This window comes from Rothia sp. HMSC072B04 (assembly GCF_001813725.1).
GTDB lineage: Bacteria > Actinomycetota > Actinomycetes > Actinomycetales > Micrococcaceae > Rothia > Rothia mucilaginosa.
The window spans coordinates 1-17631 of record NZ_KV813781.1 but is presented as its reverse complement, the minus strand read 5'-3'; the positions used below and the strand labels follow the sequence as shown (position 1 = coordinate 17631).

12 protein-coding genes are annotated in these 17631 nt (G+C 61.4%); 8 read left to right on the top strand and 4 right to left on the bottom strand.

What is annotated here, in order from left to right:
- Positions 1-130 precede the first annotated feature (130 nt).
- Both HMPREF2928_RS00065 and HMPREF2928_RS00060 read left to right on the top strand, forming a co-directional pair.
- Positions 131-1132: an aldo/keto reductase gene (locus tag HMPREF2928_RS00065; RefSeq protein WP_005509045.1), complete on the top strand. Its 1002-nt coding sequence runs from the start codon at positions 131-133 to the stop codon at positions 1130-1132.
- A 223-nt stretch (positions 1133-1355) separates the two neighbouring features.
- Positions 1356-2798, top strand: coding sequence for a sugar porter family MFS transporter (locus HMPREF2928_RS00060; RefSeq protein ID WP_070686842.1), 1443 nt, complete (start codon positions 1356-1358; stop codon positions 2796-2798).
- Between the two features lie 83 nt (positions 2799-2881).
- Here the strand turns inward: HMPREF2928_RS00060 and HMPREF2928_RS00055 are convergent, their stop codons facing one another.
- Complete coding sequence (locus HMPREF2928_RS00055; RefSeq protein WP_070629304.1) at positions 2882-3163, bottom strand: type II toxin-antitoxin system prevent-host-death family antitoxin; 282 nt, start codon at positions 3161-3163, stop codon at positions 2882-2884.
- Between HMPREF2928_RS00055 and HMPREF2928_RS09305 the strand changes: the two genes are divergently transcribed.
- Both HMPREF2928_RS09305 and HMPREF2928_RS00050 read left to right on the top strand, forming a co-directional pair.
- Positions 3146-3361, top strand: a complete 216-nt coding sequence (locus HMPREF2928_RS09305; protein WP_363187017.1) for a type II toxin-antitoxin system RelE family toxin — start codon at positions 3146-3148, stop codon at positions 3359-3361. The two genes, HMPREF2928_RS00055 and HMPREF2928_RS09305, sit on opposite strands and share 18 nt — an antisense overlap.
- A 219-nt stretch (positions 3362-3580) precedes the next feature.
- Positions 3581-4792, top strand: coding sequence for a cytochrome P450 (locus tag HMPREF2928_RS00050; protein ID WP_070605188.1), 1212 nt, complete (start codon positions 3581-3583; stop codon positions 4790-4792).
- Between the two features lie 190 nt (positions 4793-4982).
- Here the strand turns inward: HMPREF2928_RS00050 and HMPREF2928_RS09300 are convergent, their stop codons facing one another.
- Together HMPREF2928_RS09300 and HMPREF2928_RS00040 are read right to left on the bottom strand one after the other, a co-directional pair.
- Positions 4983-5867: a lytic transglycosylase domain-containing protein gene (locus HMPREF2928_RS09300; protein WP_049346496.1), complete on the bottom strand. Its 885-nt coding sequence runs from the start codon at positions 5865-5867 to the stop codon at positions 4983-4985.
- A 214-nt stretch (positions 5868-6081) separates the two neighbouring features.
- Entirely contained in the window at positions 6082-8976 is a 2895-nt protein-coding gene (locus HMPREF2928_RS00040; RefSeq protein ID WP_070686840.1) for a multicopper oxidase domain-containing protein, read from the bottom strand.
- 330 nt (positions 8977-9306) lie between these two features.
- Between HMPREF2928_RS00040 and HMPREF2928_RS00035 the strand changes: the two genes are divergently transcribed.
- Both HMPREF2928_RS00035 and HMPREF2928_RS00030 read left to right on the top strand, forming a co-directional pair.
- Positions 9307-10695, top strand: a complete 1389-nt coding sequence (locus HMPREF2928_RS00035) for a glycosyltransferase 87 family protein (protein ID WP_070686838.1) — start codon at positions 9307-9309, stop codon at positions 10693-10695.
- On the top strand, positions 10692-12272 hold the full coding sequence (locus tag HMPREF2928_RS00030) for a glycosyltransferase 87 family protein (RefSeq protein ID WP_083311352.1): 1581 nt from the start codon (positions 10692-10694) through the stop codon (positions 12270-12272). Before HMPREF2928_RS00035 ends, HMPREF2928_RS00030 begins: the two co-directional genes overlap by 4 nt.
- Positions 12273-12408: 136 nt before the next feature.
- Here HMPREF2928_RS00030 and HMPREF2928_RS00025 read toward each other — a convergent pair whose 3' ends face one another.
- The gene (locus HMPREF2928_RS00025; protein WP_070686836.1) at positions 12409-14619 is read right to left on the bottom strand and encodes a hypothetical protein; all 2211 of its coding nucleotides are present in this window, start codon (positions 14617-14619) and stop codon (positions 12409-12411) included.
- A 242-nt stretch (positions 14620-14861) separates the two neighbouring features.
- On the opposite strand from HMPREF2928_RS00025, the gene HMPREF2928_RS00015 reads away from it, so the two are divergent.
- Both HMPREF2928_RS00015 and HMPREF2928_RS00010 read left to right on the top strand, forming a co-directional pair.
- A complete protein-coding gene (locus tag HMPREF2928_RS00015; protein WP_005509056.1) occupies positions 14862-15842 on the top strand; it encodes a CPBP family intramembrane glutamic endopeptidase in 981 nt (326 codons plus the stop codon).
- Positions 15843-15986: 144 nt separating this feature from the next.
- Positions 15987-17294 (top strand): M18 family aminopeptidase, encoded by a 1308-nt coding sequence (locus tag HMPREF2928_RS00010; protein ID WP_005507304.1) that lies wholly within the window; start codon positions 15987-15989, stop codon positions 17292-17294.
- The last annotated feature ends 337 nt before the right edge of the window (positions 17295-17631 follow it).

Sequence of the window (17631 nt, the reverse complement as noted above, 5' to 3'; positions counted from 1 at the left end):
GTGTGTGGTGGAACAAGGAACCTACCGGGACCTAACGACCGACCCCACATCACGCTTCAGGAAGCTCTTCGCCTCCCAACTGGAGGGGAAATAACCACGCAACATACCCGCACAACGTAGAGTTAAAAACATGGAACGTATTGAATCCCCCGTCTACCGCAGGCTCGGCAACTCCGGCCTCGTCGTACCCAGCGTCGGCATCGGCTGCAACAACCTCGGCCGCCCCGGCACCCCCACCCGCACCCAGGAAGGCACCAACGAAGTCATCGCCGCCGCAGTCGACGCCGGCATCAGCTTCTTCGACATCGCCGACCTCTACGGCGCCGAACCCGGCCTCTCAGAAACCATGTTCGGCACCGCCCTCACCCAGCTCGGCCTCGATCGCGACGAACTGACCATCGTCACCAAATTCGGTCTGCCCGTCGGCGACCTCAACGGCAACGACCGCAACGCCCGCGGATCCCGCCGCTACATCATGCGCGCCGTCGAAGGGTCCCTCCGCCGCCTCGGCACCGACTACATTGACCTGTACTTCTACCACAGCCCCGACCCCAACACCCCCATCGAAGAAACCCTCAGCGCCCTCGACCAGCTCGTACGCGACGGTAAGGTCCGCTACCTGGGCCACTCCAACTTCTCCGGCTGGCAGCTCGCCCACGCCGAACACTGCGCCCGTGAACTCGGCACCGAACGGTTCATCGTCGCTGAAAACCACTACAACCTGCTCGACCGCCGCGCAGAACTCGAAATCCTGCCCGCCGCACGGCACTTCGGCATGGGTGTGCTGCCGTACTTCCCGCTCGCTAACGGCCTGCTGACCGGCAAGTACCGCCGCGACAACATTCCCGCCGGTTCGCGCCTGTCCCACTCCAAGAAGAACGTGCTCGACGCCGCCAACTGGGACCAGCTCGAAGCCTTCCACACCTTCTGCACCGAGCGCGGCATTACCGAGGTGCAGGCGGCGTTCTCCTGGCTCGCACAGCAGTCGCCGGTCACCTCCGTCATTGCCGGTGCAACCAGCGCCGAGCAGGTGCGCGCCAACGCACAGGCGGCATGCCTGCGCTTCGACGCTGAGGACCTCGCCGCCCTGGACGCCATCTTCCCGGCACCCGAGAAGATCGCGCTGTTCTAAACTCCGGCTCCCTCTCAAAGGGACACTCAGGCGGTCGCACGTGTCGGCCGTAATATACGCTGAAAAATGTCCGTGGTGAGAAATAAATATCACCCGCCGCACGTTTTCGCTAGGATTAGGTGAGGTGTGTCTAACCTGACGCACCTCACCTAGCCCACTGACAGTGCTGAAGAACCACCAATGTCGGTGTAATCTCACCTAACCCCTCGGCATAAAGGACACCATGAGCGCACAGAGCACCGCCTCCACCCTGCCCCCTCTGGGCACCGGGAAGCACAGTCGATACCTCGGCATCATCGCACTCATCGCCACCTTCGGCGGTCTGCTCTTCGGCTACGACACCGGAGTAATCAACGGCGCGCTCGAACCCATGAGCCGCGAACTCGGCATGGATTCCACCGCCCAAGGCTGGGTCACCGGATCGCTCGCTTTCGCCGCCGCTATTGGCGCGCTCGGATGCGGCCGCATCTCTGACCGGTTCGGCCGCCGAACCACCATCATTGGGTTGTCCACCATCTTCTTCTTCGGCGCCCTGGCGTGCGTCTTCGCACCCAACGTCGCCGTGCTCATCACCGGACGCACCCTGCTCGGCCTGGCGGTCGGTGGCGCCTCCGCCGTAGTGCCCGTGTTCCTCGCAGAGCTCGCACCCTACGAAATTCGAGGCTCCCTCTCCGGCCGCAACGAGCTCATGGTCGTGGGCGGTCAGCTTGCCGCGTTCATCGTGAACGCCCTCATTGGCAACCTGTGGGGCGAGCACGACGGCGTGTGGCGCTGGATGTTCGCCATCTGCACCCTGCCCGCCATCGGCCTGTTCGTAGGTATGCTGCGTGTGCCCGAGTCGCCGCGCTGGCTGCTGCGCGTTGGCAAGCGTGAGCAGGCGCTTGAGGTGATGAAGCGCATCCGCTCCACCGAGCGTGCCGAGGCCGAAATTGCCGATATTGAGCGCACCCTGCAGGCGGAGGCGACCACCCAGAACAACGCGGCGGGTAAGGAAAGCGTGGGCGTGCGCGGCTGGTTCGTGCGCATCCTGCTCGTCGGTATTCTGGTCGGCGCGGGCCAGCAGCTGACCGGCATCAACTCGATCATGTACTACGGCATTAAGGTGCTCAAGGAAGCCGGTTTCAGCGAATCCGCGGCGCTCATCGCGAACATTGCGCCGGGTACGATTGCGGTGCTCGGCTCGATCCTGTCGCTGCGCCTGATGGAGCGTGTGCCGCGCCGCGTCATGGTGATTACCGGCTATAGTTCGACCGCGTTTTTCCACGTGCTGATTGCGGGCGCATCCATGCTGCTGCCCGCCGATAATGCGGCGCGCCCCTGGATTCTGCTGGTGCTCATCGTCTGCTTTGTGGGCGCGATGCAGACCTGCCTGAACGTGTCCACGTGGGTGATTATGAGTGAGCTGTTCCCGCTGCGTGTGCGTGCGGCGGGTATGGGTATTTCGGCGTTTAGCGGCTGGATGATGAACGGTGTGCTGTCGCTGGCGTTCCCCGTGATTCTGGGTGCGGTCGGTCTGACCGGTTCCTTCATCGGCTTTGCCGTGGTGAACGTGATTATTGCGCTGCTGATGTTCCGTAACCTGCCGGAGACTCGCGGTGTGAGCCTGGAGCAGGTGGAGCGCGGCGTGATGGACGGTAGCATCTACCCCTCCGCACGCAAGCGCTAGATTCGGCGGTTTTTAGGCAAGAATGAGGCGGGCGGCCCCTCCCCGGTGGAGGTGCCGCCCGCCTTGCAATATGCGTTGAAAGACTAGTCTGCAGGGTTCTCTGCGAGGAACTCCTCGAGGCCGATGCGGTAGCCGTCATCTTCGGCACGTGCCTTGCGAAGAGCCTCAATGTCGAGGAGCTCTTCGTACTCTTCCAGCAGCTTCAAATCTTCGTAGGAGATGAGCGCGGCAACAGTCTTACCATTGCGGCTGATGAGGGGACGTTCGCCGGAGAACACGGCTTCGTTGACTTTGGTTCCGAGGTTGTCGCGGAGTTCTTTAAGAGTCGTGACATTGGAACGAGTCCGGTGAGTGGTGACAGTCATGACTGGTTCCTTTCTGGGGTTTGTCCGTTAGCTCCGAGGATAGTTCCTGTGCAGGTTCCATTCAAGAAGCTACAGGGCGAAGAAGGGTACAGGGCGCGAGTAGGAAATTACCGCATCCTGTACACCATTGATAACGGTGCGGTTGTTGTTGAGGTCTTCCGAGTTGGTCATCGGCGAGAAGTCTATCGTGGCCTGTAGAGTGAATGCGGCGTGATGGGTTGTAGTGCTGCCGCGACCGCACTGTTCGTTGAATGAGAAGCAAGGAACCCCTACCCTGCGCCACCAACCCATAAATGATACGGTCAAAGAAGAACTAATGGATTCACGTGCTGAAATGCACGCCCGACCCTGCACATACGCATCGCCCGGACGCCCGCATCCAGCACGCCACAACTCTATAACGAACACGGGTGAACAATGACTGAGAACGTACACAACGACTGGGACCTCCGAAGCGAAGAGGTCCAGAAGAACCAGGTAGCTGCCTACGACGCAATGCGCCGCCGTTGCCCCGTCGCCCACGACGAATTCATGGGCTACTCCGTCTTCAAAAACGCCGACGTACAGCACGTACTCGACCACCCCGAAATCTACTCCAACGTCGTCTCCACCCGCCACATCGCCGTCCCCAACGGCATGGACGCCCCCGAACACACCACCTTCCGCGCGGTCAACGACAAGTACTTCACCCCCGAACGCCTCGAAAAGTTCGCACCCGTCATCCGCGACGCCGTGAAGACCCTCATCGCAGAACTGCCCCGCGGCGAAGAAGTAGACGTCATGCAGGGCTTCGGTCAGGCATACGCAATGCGCGTGCAGAACGCCTTCATGGGCTGGCCCGCATGCCTCGAACAGCCCCTCACCGAATGGATCGAAAAGAACCGCGTCGCCACCCTGCGCCGCGACCGCGAAGAAATCGCTAAGGTCGCCCTCGAATTCGACGGCTACATCCGTCAGCTGCTCGACGAACGCCGCGAGGACGCTGCCGCCGGCAACCCCAAGGACGTCACCGCCGAACTGCTTACCGACACCGTGCAGCTGCCCGGCGAAGAACCCCGCACCATGACCGACGAAGAAATCGTCAGCCTCATCCGCAACTGGACCGTGGGCGAGCTGTCCACCGTCTCCGCAACCGTGGGCGTATTCGTCAACTTCCTGGCACGCAACCGCGCCGAACAGGACCGCCTGCGCGCATCCCTCGCCGACGGCAATGCACTCGACGACCGCAGCGAAATCGCCCTCGCCGTCGAAGAAATCATGCGACTCGAAGACACCCTCGTCACCAACCGCCGCATCACCGCCCAGGACACCGAACTCGGCGGCCGCACCCTGCCCGCCGGCTCCCGCGTGACCATCAACTGGGCAAGCGCCAACCGCGACGAGGACGCCTTCGAAGACGCCCTCACCTACAACCCGCACCGCGACCAGTCCCGCAACCTCGTGTACGGCGACGGCATCCACGTCTGCCCCGGCGCGCCCCTGGCACGCCTGGAACTGCGCATCCTGCTCGAGGAGCTGCTGCGCGGCACCGAGTCCATTGAGATCGCGGACGAGAGCGAGAAGCCCGCAACCGTGAACGCCGTGTACCCGGTCTCCGGCTACTCGGTCGTGCGCGCCATCTTCAACTAGGCACGCTCCAGCTCTAAAAAGTGCGAGGCGCCGAACCCCTGAGAATGGGGGTCGGCGCCTCGCGCTGTTAAGAGTAAATATAAGAGTGAATAGTAGGGTAGTGGCGGCCGGTATCAGCCGCTCACTATAGATAAAACGGAATATTCCCAGACGGCTATATAGCCTGGTGGAATACTCAATAAAGCTAAATCTAGCGGCCGGAACTCGTTGTCGAAGGCTTCACCGAAGAACCTGCAGAACCGCTCGCAGATGCACGAGCCGAAGCACTCGCAGAAGCCTCCGCCGCAGCCGATGCCGACTCCTCCGGGGACAGAGCTGTACCGTCCGCATGAACACCAGCCATCGCCGGAGTCACACCATTAACGAAGCTCAACTTCGCCTGCTTGAACTGGTACTCGGGGGAGCAGGTCAGCTTATACTTCGAATTCGCCAGCTCGCGAATCGACTTCACATAATTCTGAGTCTCCTCATACGGGGGAACACCGCCGTACTTCTCCACAGAACCCGGACCCGCGTTATAACCGGCGAGAACCACATCCTGCAGCTCATCCTCATTGGAAGCGTACTTCGCCAAACGAGTACGCAACTCAGCCAAGTAGCGTGCCTGCGCCGCAATCGCATCGTGCGGGTTCAGAACATTACCGCCATTGCCGAAGCTGTAGTGGCCGCCGCTCCACGCGTCATCAGTGAACTGTGCAATACCCTTAGCGCCCTGGTGGGACTCAACGCCCACACGCCAGTGGCTCTCGGTCTCAATCTGCGCCGCCAGTACGCCGGGGCGGAAACCCGCCACCTTAGAGCCCTCCTCAAAATCGGATCGGAGAGCCGCCGGAGCATACGAAAGCTCCGTCATGCCGCAGTAGTCGTCATAGGTGGCTGCCAGGCCGGCAACACCGCCACCCAGAAGGACCGCAGAGGCAATAATCTGCCAATGCGCAAGAACCCCGGCGAGAAAGCGAAGCGGGAAAGCTTTACGCTGCCGAGGAGAAATTTGTTGATCCGCCGGAACGGAAATGTGGTTGGAGGCGCTCGTAGCGTTACGCTCGGAAGGGGCGCCCGAAGTGCTATCTGCCATTCCTATAGACTAGCGCACCATCGCCGTTTATGGTGAAAAAACTCCCCTCCGTTGAGGTGAAAACCATAGTCAGAGAGTTCTTGGCGCGTCTTTACCGGAGTCAACATCAAGTGCAGGTACAGACTCCGTGCACGTGAAGGATGACCCCACCCGGTACACCTTTGACAGGGAGCACCAGGCGGGGTCAATCCATGATGGGGAGCTTCAGGAGTCCCTAACGGTTCGTCACCACGATCTTGCCGGCGGCACCGCGCTCCATCTCCGAGAAGGAGTGATTCACGAACGTGTACGTGCCAGACTCTAGGAACTGCATCTCCACGAAGCCGCCCTGAGCGGGCGCCAAATCGAGTGCCTGGCTGTGGCCGTCACGGCTACCGAACGCATCTGCGCCGCGGCGCATCAGGTAGCCGCCCTCCTTGTAGACCGTGTCGAACTGCGAACCGACCACGTGGAAGCTCGTGCCGTGGTTCGGGCCCGCAGCCATTACCCAAACACGGATACGCTCGCCCTTCTTCACCTGCAGCGGCTTCGCCTTGTACTGGGTTGCGTGGCCGTTGAACATGGTCAGCGTGGGGGTGCCCGCCGCAATCAGCTCCGGCGAGTTCTCCGCCAGCTTGTTACCGTCGGAGGCGGTCTTGCCGGTGTCGTGCAGGTACGCCTCGCCCTGAACCATCACGTACTCATGATCGACCGGGTCAAGGTCCGCCGGGTCAATGATGACCGCGCCGTACATGCCCTGGGTCATGTGCAGGCTCAGCGGGGCGGTGCCGCAGTGGTACAGCCAGATACCGGCACCCTTCGCCTCAAAACGGTAGACGAGACGCTCACCGGGGGCGATGGTCTTCATCGTGTTATCGGGGGACACCATGCCCGCGTGGAAGTCCAGCGAGTGGCCCATCGTGCCGTTATTGATGAGTGTAATTTCAAAAATATCGCCGACCTTGCCGCGCAGAATCGGTGCCATGTTCTGCCCGTTGAACGTCCACATGTGAACGGTCACGCCGGGCGCCACCTCGCGGTCGACTTCCTCAACTTCCAGGGTGACCTTGCGGACGGTCTTGCCGTTCACCTGTGTGGCGGTGTTCGGTGCCGGGATGTTCGGGTCGCGGTACTTGTAGCCGCTGCCGGGCGCTGCGGACATGTCAATCCTGCTGTTCGCAACGGTCATGAGGGTCGGGGTGCTACCCGACGCGGCGTGGTTGTGGGTGCCCGTAGAACCGTGGTTGTGGCCGCCCTGCGCCACCTGGTTTGCGGAGGCACCGGTCGCCTTCACCTTGAACACCATGCCCAGGGAGCGGTGGCCCGCCACGGAGCAGTAGCCTTCCTGGTCGGCGGTAATAACGCCGGCGTCTACGGTTTTCGTTTCGCCGGGGTTGATGGTGCCGGTGGTTGCGCCGTTGTCGAAGGTCAGGTCGTGGGTCATGCCCTCATCGTCGTTGGTGACCTCGACGACCAGGCGGTTACCTGCGGGGACCTCCACCTCGGCGGGGGTGAAGCGGTAGTTGCTGGTCGCCTTCACCTGCACGGTGGTGGTCTGACCGGTCGCAGCCACGGAACCTGCCGAGGAGAACGACGGCAGGTTCAACGCGGACGGGTTCACGGCGAAGCCCAGCAGGAACGCCATGGCAACCGCCAACGCCGCCTGGAAGCTCTGCTTGGCGTGCGGGACGGGCTCCGGGGTCAGCGCCTCCTGGTTGAAGACGGGCTTCTCGCCGCGGGCGCGTGCCGCCATCATTTCCTTGCGGGTGTTCACGGACGCCTTCACGCCGCGTACCATGAGCGGAATGAACGCCATGAGCGCCAACGCACCCACGATAGCGACGGCAATCTTAATGGACTGGCCCACCATGGAGCTGGGCATCATGAAGATGAGCAGCGCCAGGTTCACGGCGGTTACGCGTGCCGCCGCGAAACGGCTGAACTCCTTGTTGGAGGCGCGCACCACCGCCGGGCCGCCACCCATGCGCTGCGGCAGCAGGTAGCTCATCGCGCCGAGCAGCAGCTGCAGCAGGAAGCCGACCACGAAGATGGGGGTTACGGCGCGTACATCCAGCTGCGCGAAGGGGACGGTTGCCACCATGTAGGCGGTGGTCGCTACGCCAATAATCAGCCAGAGGAAGCCCATACCCACGCTCATGGGCGGGTACTCGTTCGGGCGCTTGGTGCGCAGGGTACGCACCATCACCCAGGCGACAATCAGCAGGGCAACCAGGTAGACGACCAGGCCGGCTGCGGCGAGCGGACGCATCCCTAAAATCGCGCCGACAACGGTCAACGCCAAGCCACCGCACATCAGGTACAGGGCGCGCAGACTGTGAGTAAGCGCCTTATCAACCATCTTGGTGCGCAGCATGGTCGGCCAGAACGTCACCAGCGTACCCACCGCGGTAATACCGACGAAGCCGAGCACGTTCACTGCCTCGTGCGCGAGCAGGAACTGCGAATGCAGGGTGCCGGACAGGTTCGGGTAGGCAATCATGCCGCCAAACGCCGCACCGAGGGGCAGTAGCAGCGCCGCAACAATGTAGAAGCGAATGGTCACACCGAACCGCGACGGCAGAGCCTGACGCACCTGCTTCAGCAGGTAGATGCCGTGCCAGGCGACCATCGACCCGACAATGAGGGCGCCCACCACCGTGGCGGCGTAGAGGCCGGGCACGCTCAGCTGACCGACCATGCCGATCATGAGCACGAGAATACCGGCGTTCAGAATGAAGATTCGGCGCACCTGGGTTCCGCGGTGCTCGTCAGGAATCTTGATTTTCATGAGCGCTTCGGTGAAGTGCTGCGACCAAATCAGGATCGAGTTCGTAATCAGGCCGAGGGTGACAATGTGCACCATCAGCCAGCCGCTATTCGGGATAAACCTGTGCAGCAGAAGTACGCCGACAAGGGTAAACATCCAGTGGGAGACGGGCTTGGAGGCGCGACGATGCCACGTACCGCGACCGGATGCGCGGCGTGCAATCTCTTCGGGGGTGAGGTTTGCGCCGGGCACATCAGCCGGGCGCGCGCCAATGCTCAGGCCGGAGGAGCCGCCTCCGGAGACGTTTGCGGGCTTGCCGCTCGTGTTCTCGCCTTCGGGTGGGGTGCCGAGATGTTCACTCACGTGATCACTGCTTTCACTGCTGGTTGTTCGTGGACGTCGGTGTGCGGGTCGGCACCCGGTACCCCTGCGTTGGGGCGGGTGCCAATAAGCCCATTATATTGCCCGGATAGTACCAATTTTGAAGACATGACGTGCATATGAAGGCAGCTCATATCGTGATAGTTGTGCTTGTGTGCTCGAGCGGTTCTTCCCCTGCGAATCTCCCCCTGTGATTCTTCTCCCCAATGCATCCTTCACAGGTGCGCGCGATAAACTATTAGGATTCCAAAATCAGATGCCCGCCCACCCTACGCGCGCATCCGCCGGCACCAAGGTAAGGACAAACACCTCGTGACAAGGACTGACTCCACCACCCCCATCTGGGGAAAAATCGCTATTGTGGCACTCATCCTCATTGTTGGCGGTGGATACGTCGTCAAAATGCTCACCAACCCCTTCAGCGGTATGGACTTCTCCATTTACCGTCTGGGTGCGATGACCATTTTCGATAACGAGGGCTTTACCCAGGACCTATACTCCCCGACCCTGAACGATCACGGCGTGATTAAGCCGCCGTTCACGTACCCGCCGTTCGCGGCAATGCTGTTCTTGCCGTTTGCTTTTATTCCGCTGGAAGTTGGCAAGGTCATTATGGTGGTCGGTTCGGCTGTGGTGGCGTGGTGGATTTCCACGATCATTTACAACTACGTGAATGCGCGCGGCCGTGAACTGCCGCTGCAGCAGTACTTTGGTCGTGCGGGCACGATTGCGGTGCTGACTATTCTGGTGGTTTCGGCGGGGCCGTGGCAGCGCACCCTGGACCTGATTCAGATTAACCCGTTCATTACGGCGCTGATTCTTGCCGATTTTGTGCGCCCGGCAACCCGCGTGCCGCGCGGCGTGCTGATTGGTATTGCGGGCGGCGTGAAGCTGACCCCGCTCGTGTTTGGTCTGATTCTGCTGGTCCGCCGCGACTGGAAGGGCATCGCGACCCTGGGTGCAACGTTCTTCGGCACCATTGCGCTGGGTTTCATTCTGATGCCTAAGGACGCACTGGAGTTCTGGTTCTCCGCGCTGACGAACCCCTCCCGTGTGGGTGGACTGAACTTTGTGGATAACGTCTCGATTCAGGGTTGGCTGCTGCACTTCGGTCTCTCTGAGAGCGCCGCGAAGCCCGTCTACTACGCCCTGGCGCTGGTCACGATTGTGCTGACTGCCGCACTGCTGTACCAGCTGGAACGCCGCGGTGCCGCGCTGGCGCAGGTGGCGGTGACCGCCTCCTTGATGGTGGCGCTGTCGCCGATTAGCTGGTCGCACCACAACGTGCTGCTGCCCCTGCTGGCTGCCGTGTTCATCATGGACGCGTTCCCGACCTATTTTGCGGTTCAGCCTGCGTGGCTGCGGGTGACGGCGACGGTGTTCGCGGTGGTTGCGGTGCTGGGCCTGTACCTGTCGCCGATTAGGATTGCGTCGTGGTTCCACGGTAGCGCGGATGGTTTGGAGCAGCTGGCTCCGGGCGCGTTGGCGGTTTCGGCTATTCCCGCGTTCTGCCTGTGGATGACGATGACGCTCTGGTCTATTGCCGCCCTGAGCGCGCCGGTGCGTGGCGCGAAGGTTGAGCCCGTGCAGTACGGTTCCGTGCGTAGCGATGCGCCTCTGGGCTGGTGGGGCGCTCGCGCCCTGGTGACCGAGAGCGCCGAGTCTGTGCGCGCCGCCGCTTCCCGTGAGGCAACCGCGTGAGCCGCGACAAGGAACTAGAAAAGACCCCTGTGAAGAATACTGACAAGAACTTAGCTACGACCGCGGAGAATACCGAGGCGGCTGCACCGAGGATTCCCTGGGCTTCGGCTAGCTCTACTACTGCACCGGTTGCGGAACCGGCTGCTGAAAGCACTGTAGAAAGTGCTGGGCCCGCCGCATCCTCTGTAGCCACCGCGGAAAAAGCGGCAAAGGAAGAAGTCGCCGAAGAAACCGCCAAGGAGCTCGCTAAGCCTGCGCGTCGCAGCTTCTTTGACCGCATCCCCGGCATGCGCAGCGGCGCTCTCTGGGCGCACCTGCTGTTCATCCTGGTTGCCCTCTACGCCTTCGACTACGTGACGCACGCGGCGGCTGACGATATTTACGTCTACCGCCTGGGTGCTGTCTCCCTGGCGGATGGCCCGGACGGCTACCAGCTGTACACTTTCCGCACGCGCGGCCTGCCGTTCACCTACCCGCCGTTTGCGGCGCTGCTCTTCTACCCGCTCGCGTTCCTCACCGAGCCGCAGAGCATGCTGCTGATTACCGCCATTATTTGTGCGCTCAGCTACTGGTGCGCGTACCTGCTGTACTCCTACGCCCGTAGCCGCTCGTGGCGTCTGCCGTTGCAGAAGCACCTGGGTCATTGGGGTATGGTGTCGCTGATTGCGGCGCTGATTTGGATGTGCGGCCCGTGGCGTTTGACCACGCATTTTGGGCAGATTAACGCCATCATTTTGGTGCTGATTCTCGCCGATTTTATGCGCCCGGCAACCCGTGTTCCGCGCGGTGTGCTGCTGGGTATTGCGGCGGGTATTAAGCTGACCCCGCTCGCGTTCGGTCTGCTGCTGCTCATGCGTAAGGACTGGAAGGGCATTGCGACCCTGGGTGCCAGCTTCGCTGCGACCGTGGGTATCGGCTTCCTGGTGATCCGTGAGGAGTCGCTGACGTTCTGGTTCCATGCGGTGCATGACACTTCGCGTGTGGGCTGGTTCAGCTACTTCGATAACGTGTCGATTATGGGTACGCTGACCCACGCGGGCCTGCAGCATCACCTGACGGCTACCGCCCTGTCGGTGGTGCAGGTGGCGTTGACTCTGCTGATTGTGCTGGTCACGGCGGTTCTGTTGGTTCCGCTGATTCGTGCCCGCGCACTCATGGCGCAGCTGGCGCTGACCGCGTTCATGATGCTGCAGATTTCGCCGATTAGCTGGTCGCACCACAACACCTGGTACCCGCTGATGCTCGCCGCCGTGGTCATGGAAATCTTCCCGCTCATGTACCAGCGGGTCAGTTCCTTCGTCTTCACGTTGGCTGTTATTTTGGCGACTGCGGCGCTGGTGGGCATGTACATTTCACCGTTCTGGATTGTGCTGGCGTTCTCCCCGCACTTCAACGCGGATCAGATTCTGATGGTGCCGGAAGGCTCCCTGGGCCTGATGGCTGGCACCATGCCGTACCAGCTGATGTACCTGTTTATTCTGGTGACGTTTTTTGTGTACCTGGCGAATCGTCAGCTGGTGGAGCGTGCGGCACACGCAGCGGACGCCGAACTGGCGGAGGCGAAGTACTCCCGCTAAAGAAACTGCCCGCTCACGGTGGCTAGCGCCTCCAGCAGGTGCACAGGCCTCACCGGGTATAAAAGTATCCCCCGCACCCATGACGGGTGCGGGGGATACTTTTATGCCCAGCCTACTGACCTAGTCAGTCACGCTGTTAGTTAGTGCCGATGCTCCAAGTAATGTTGGAGTCGGTACGAACCTGCATGTAGCTCTTGTTGCTCTGAACCCACTGCATGCTGCTCTTCACGGTCGGAATGGTCGAGGAGAAGAACGGGTCGTTCTTGGTCGCGTTCAGAACGGTGAAGCCGCGGGTGGTCGGGCCGCTGGTCTGGAACTCCATGGTTGCCTCGGTGCCTTCGTAGGTGAAAGCGTAGAAGTTCATGGTGCTCTGGAACTTCTCACCCTTCTTGTAGTGGGGTGCGGAGTCTGCATCGTAGACGCGGATGGTCCACTCGCCCTTACCGGTCAGCTCCAGCTTGCGGGTGGGGGTGGAGTGGCCGCTCGCGTCAATCCACGCGGTGCCCTTGAGCTCCTTGCCGTCGCGGGTGGAGTCGATAACGCTCACACCCGAGGCGATGTTGCCCTTATCGTCACGGCTGGTGATGAAAGCGTTAACCACACCGTCTGCGGGCTTGAACTCGTAGTAGAGCAGGCCTGCGGACACATCGCCCTTGATCTTCTCAATGTCGATGGTGTCCTTGTTGTCGGCGACGGTCTTCTTGTACTCCTTGAACTCACCCTCGGGCATCTTCGCTTCAGCAGCAGCGATGGGTGCTGCGGAAGAAGCGGAAGTACCTGCTGCCGCGCTCTCAGATGCGGGCGCTGCGGAAGAAACCTCAGAGGATGCCGCCGCGGAGGACGCCTCAGCGGAAGTAGCCGCCGCGCTCGATGCTGCCGCAGAATCGGAGGTGGGGTTCGAGCCGCCACGCGGAATCAGCATGACAATCGCCAGGATGATAACAATCAGCAGAGCCAACGCACCACCGATAACACCCCAAATCTTGGTGCCGGAGAACAGACCCTTCTTCTCGGAGTCGTCCTCGCCCTGACCTGCGGGCTCGGTGACGTAGGGGTTGCTCAGCGCCACGGTTGCCTGGTCCTGATCGGACACCTGACCTGCGTAGGGCTGCTGAGCGTTGTACGGCTGACCCTGGTAGGGGTTGTTCTGGTACTGGCCGCCCTGCACGTTCTGACCGCCCTGGACGTTCTGGCCGTCCTGGAAGCCCTGACCCTGGAAATTCTGACCCTGGTACTGGCCACCCTGGAAGTTCTGGCCCTGGAAGCCCTCACCCTGGAAACCATCAGCCTGGTTCGGCTGGAAGCCGTTCGGTGCCTGACCCGCCGGGATGAACTGTGCGTTCTGGCCGGGTTGCATGTTCTGACCGGGCTGTTCCGAGAGGTTCACGGTACGCTCGGACAGGTTGACGGTGCGCTCGGTTTCGGGGGTGTGGAACTCAACGAGCGGGGAGCTCTCAATAGTGTGGGGCGCCTCAGCAGCGGGTGCCTCAGCCGCGGGAGCCTCAGCCGCGGGAGCCTCAACGATGGGCTCAGATACCGGTTCAGCTGCCGCCGGTGCCTCGGGGGCAACCTCGGCGACGGGCTCAACAACAACGGGCTCTGCAACAGGTTCGGAAACGACCGGCTCAGAAGCGGCGGGCTCGGACAGTGCGGGTTCAGCAACCGGAGCCTCAACAACGTGCGCCTCAACGGGCTGCTCGGAAGCAACCTGCTCAGCAACAACAGGCTCGACAACCGGCGCTACGGGAGCCTCAGCAGCGGGCTCTGCAACAACAGTCTCTTCAGCCGCAGCTTCTTCAACTGCGGAAGACTGGAATGCGAGAACCTGCTCGGGCAGAGCGGTGCCGGTCAGCGGAACCTGAGTCAGGTGACGCATCGGCTTGGGCTCGGAGGACTCCTCAGCGGACTCAGCCGCGGGTGCCTCTACCTGCTGTGCCTCAGCCTGGGGTGCCTCAACGTGGGCCGCCTCAGCCTGGGGTGCTGCCACCTCCGGAACCTCGACGACCTGCTCACCTTCGAGCTCAGCGGCGAGCTGCTCCAGGTCAACGTCCTCAACGGTCAGCGGTGCCGCGACCTCGGCGGGCTGCTCAGCTTCAACAGCAGGCTCAGCAACTACGGGCTCAGCAACCTGCTCAGCCGGAGCCGCCTCGGCAGCGGGCTCCTCGGGAATCAGCGGCTCAATAGTAGCCTCTTCAACCTGAATGGGTTCAGGCTCGGGTTCTTCGACCCACAGCTGCCAACCTTCAGGAACGGGACCCCACGCGGGGTCGGGGCGCCACGTAGGAGTGGGGACCCATCCAGCAGGAGGAGCGGGCCAGTTGGGCGGCGGATTGAAGACGAGTGCCATAAGAAAGCAGCCTTTCTGGTGCTGAAAAAACACCCCGGAAGAGCGGTCATCAGCGACTATGTATATGAGCGTATTATCGCTACAAATTATGGCATAGGTTCAGAAAATGAACCCCGTGAATGGTGGGTTTTTAGCCTTATTCACGGCTTTTTCAATGGTTTTGGAACATTCCGTATCAATCAGTACTTGAAGGTTGCCGCATGCCCGGTCACCATCGAGCCCGCGGAGGCTAGGATTAAAGAATGAATACGACACCGCCTCCCGCACCCCCGCAGGTAGCCGCCGGAACCCCCGCTGCTCCTGCGCCTGTTGCAGGTCTTGCCTACCACCGTCTCTCCCACGCCGACCCGAAATCCCGCTGGTTCTCACCCCTGCTGGAAGGTCTGCTCGGCGTCGCCGTATTTATTGGCCTCAACCTAATCATTTCAGTTGCCCTGGCTGTGGCGATTATGGGTTCGGGACTTTCCCTCCAGGATGTAGCTACGAACCGCGCCGTCATTATGGAACACCCGGCGCTGTTCGCCCTGACCTTCCTCTCCCTGATCGCCATTGTGCCTTCGCTCTTTCTGGCGCGCCTGGTCGTGGGCCCGAAGCCCTGGGGTTTGATCCATTCGGTGGCGGGTCGTCTGCGCCGCTCGTTGCTGCTTCCGTACCTGGGTTTGAGCTTCGCTGTTTACGGCATCTACTACGCTGTGATGCTGGCGTTGAGCGGTGAGAGCCTGCCCGAATACCGCTATTTTCAACCTCCACAGGTTGAATTTTGGGTTTATGTGGCGATGATGCTGCTCCTCGTGCCCGTGCAGTGCTATGCCGAAGAGCTCGCCTACCGCGGCTTCATGATGCAGATGCTTGGCCGCTGGCTCCGGACCCCCTGGCTGCCGATTGTGCTACCCGCAGTACTGTTCATGCTCTCCCACGCCTACGACCCCTGGGGTCAGAGCACGATTCTCGCGATGGGTATTTATGCCGGTTTCCTCTGCTGGTACACCGGCGGCCTGGAAGCCTCCATCAGCCTGCACGTGGCAAATAACGTGATTCTGATGCTGCTGTCCATGGTGGCTGGGCTGGATCCCTTCGCCTCCGAGGGCGTGACCCCCGTGGATGCACTGCAGGGTATCGCGCTGGAAGGCGTATACGTGGTGCTCGCCTGCTTGATCTTCAATGCACGCGCTCGCCGCGGCGAGGTTTCACGTGAAACACAACCGCTCAAGGTTGATAAATAGGCTATTTGGCGGGTTGTTCTAGCCCAGCTACCCCAGCCCGCCCACCCCGCTCCATTCGAGCCTCACCAGGGCTATTACTCCACGCCGCGTGGACTACCAGCCCCGGTCACCCCGTCAACACCCAAGAAAAGGTAGGGTTAAACCATGACTGTTGATGCTGTAAAAAATATTGAAGACCTCGCCGCATTCGTGGCGGAGTCGCCGGTCTCTTACCTCGCCGCGCGCACGGTAGCGCGCCGCCTGCAAGCAGCGGGCTTCACCGAGCTTGTAGAGACCGAAGCATGGGACCCGCAGATTGCAACCGGCCGCCACTTCGTCGTCCGTGACGGCGCGATTATCGCCTGGGCTGGCGGCGCGAAGGCGCAGAAGGCAAGCGGCTACCGCGTGCTGGGTGCGCACACCGACTCGCCCTCCCTGAAGGTCAAGCCCTCCTCCTCCATCACCACGAAGGGCTGGCACCAGATTGCCGTGGAGAACTACGGTGGTGCACTGCTGAACTCCTTCCTGGACCGCGAGCTGTGCGTGGCGGGCCGCCTCACCGTCCTTGAGGGCGGGGAGCTGAAGGACCGCCTGGTGCGCACCGGCCCGATTGCGCGCATCCCGCAGCTGGCGCCGCACCTGGACCACAAGCGCAACGAACTGGTGCTGGACAAGCAGTTCAACATGTACCCCGTGTGGGGTGTGGACCCGGCGGAGAATGATGTGCTCGGCTACATGGCGAAGCACGTGATTGACGGCGAGCCGGTCGACCCGCAGAGCATTGTGGGTTACGACCTGCTGTTTGCTGATTCGCAGCCGCCGCGCCGTTTTGGTGCCGATCAGGAGCTGTTCGCTTCCGGTCGCCTGGATAATCTATCCTCGGTGCACGCTGGTTTGACCGCCCTGGAGCGTTACGTTGCCGATAACGCGGATGAGCACGCTACCGAGACTGTGATGCTTGCGGCGTTTGACCATGAGGAGCTTGGTTCGGAGTCGCGTAGTGGTGCGGCGGGCCCGTTCCTGGAGGATATTTTGGTGCGCCTGTCCGCTGCGCGCGGTGAGAGCACAGAGGAGTACCGCCGTTCGGTGGCGGCGTCGTTCTGCCTGTCGGCTGACGCCGGTCACCTGGTGCACCCGAACTATCAGGGTCACCACGACCCGACCGTTCAGCCACTGCCCGGTGGTGGTCCGTTGCTGAAGATTAACGCGAACCAGCGTTATGCGACGGATTCGGTGGGTGCTGGCGTGTTTGCTGCGGCGTGCGCGAAGGCTGGTGTGCCGTATCAGGAGTTCGTGTCGAATAACAATATGCCGTGTGGTTCGACGATTGGCCCGATTACGGCGACTCGCCTGGGTATGCGCACTGTGGATGTGGGTATTGGTTTGCTGTCGATGCATTCGATGCGCGAGATGTGCCATGTGGACGATATGGCGTACATGACGCGCGCGGTGGAAGGCTTCTTCCGCCTCTAAATTGAACCCCGCTGAGATATGAACAGTGGGGGGAGTGGGCGCCGGGAACGTAAGGTTCCCGGCGCCCATATTTTTTAAAAATTTTTCGGGGGGGGGGGGAGCTGTTTACCTCTTGAATAGGGTTCATGTTTGCCGTAAAGTAACCCACAATACGTTATACACGTGTTGCACACTACTTGTTTTTGAGAAGTTTTCACCAATGATGGTGCACCACCAGCTCGTCACCGGCGTAGCGAGCGAACCCCAACATGAAAGGCGGTTCCCATGTTCTTCGATATTTCTCTGATCCCGCTGGCGGTTTTGGTCATTGTGGGTCAGCTGAAAAAAGCACCACCAA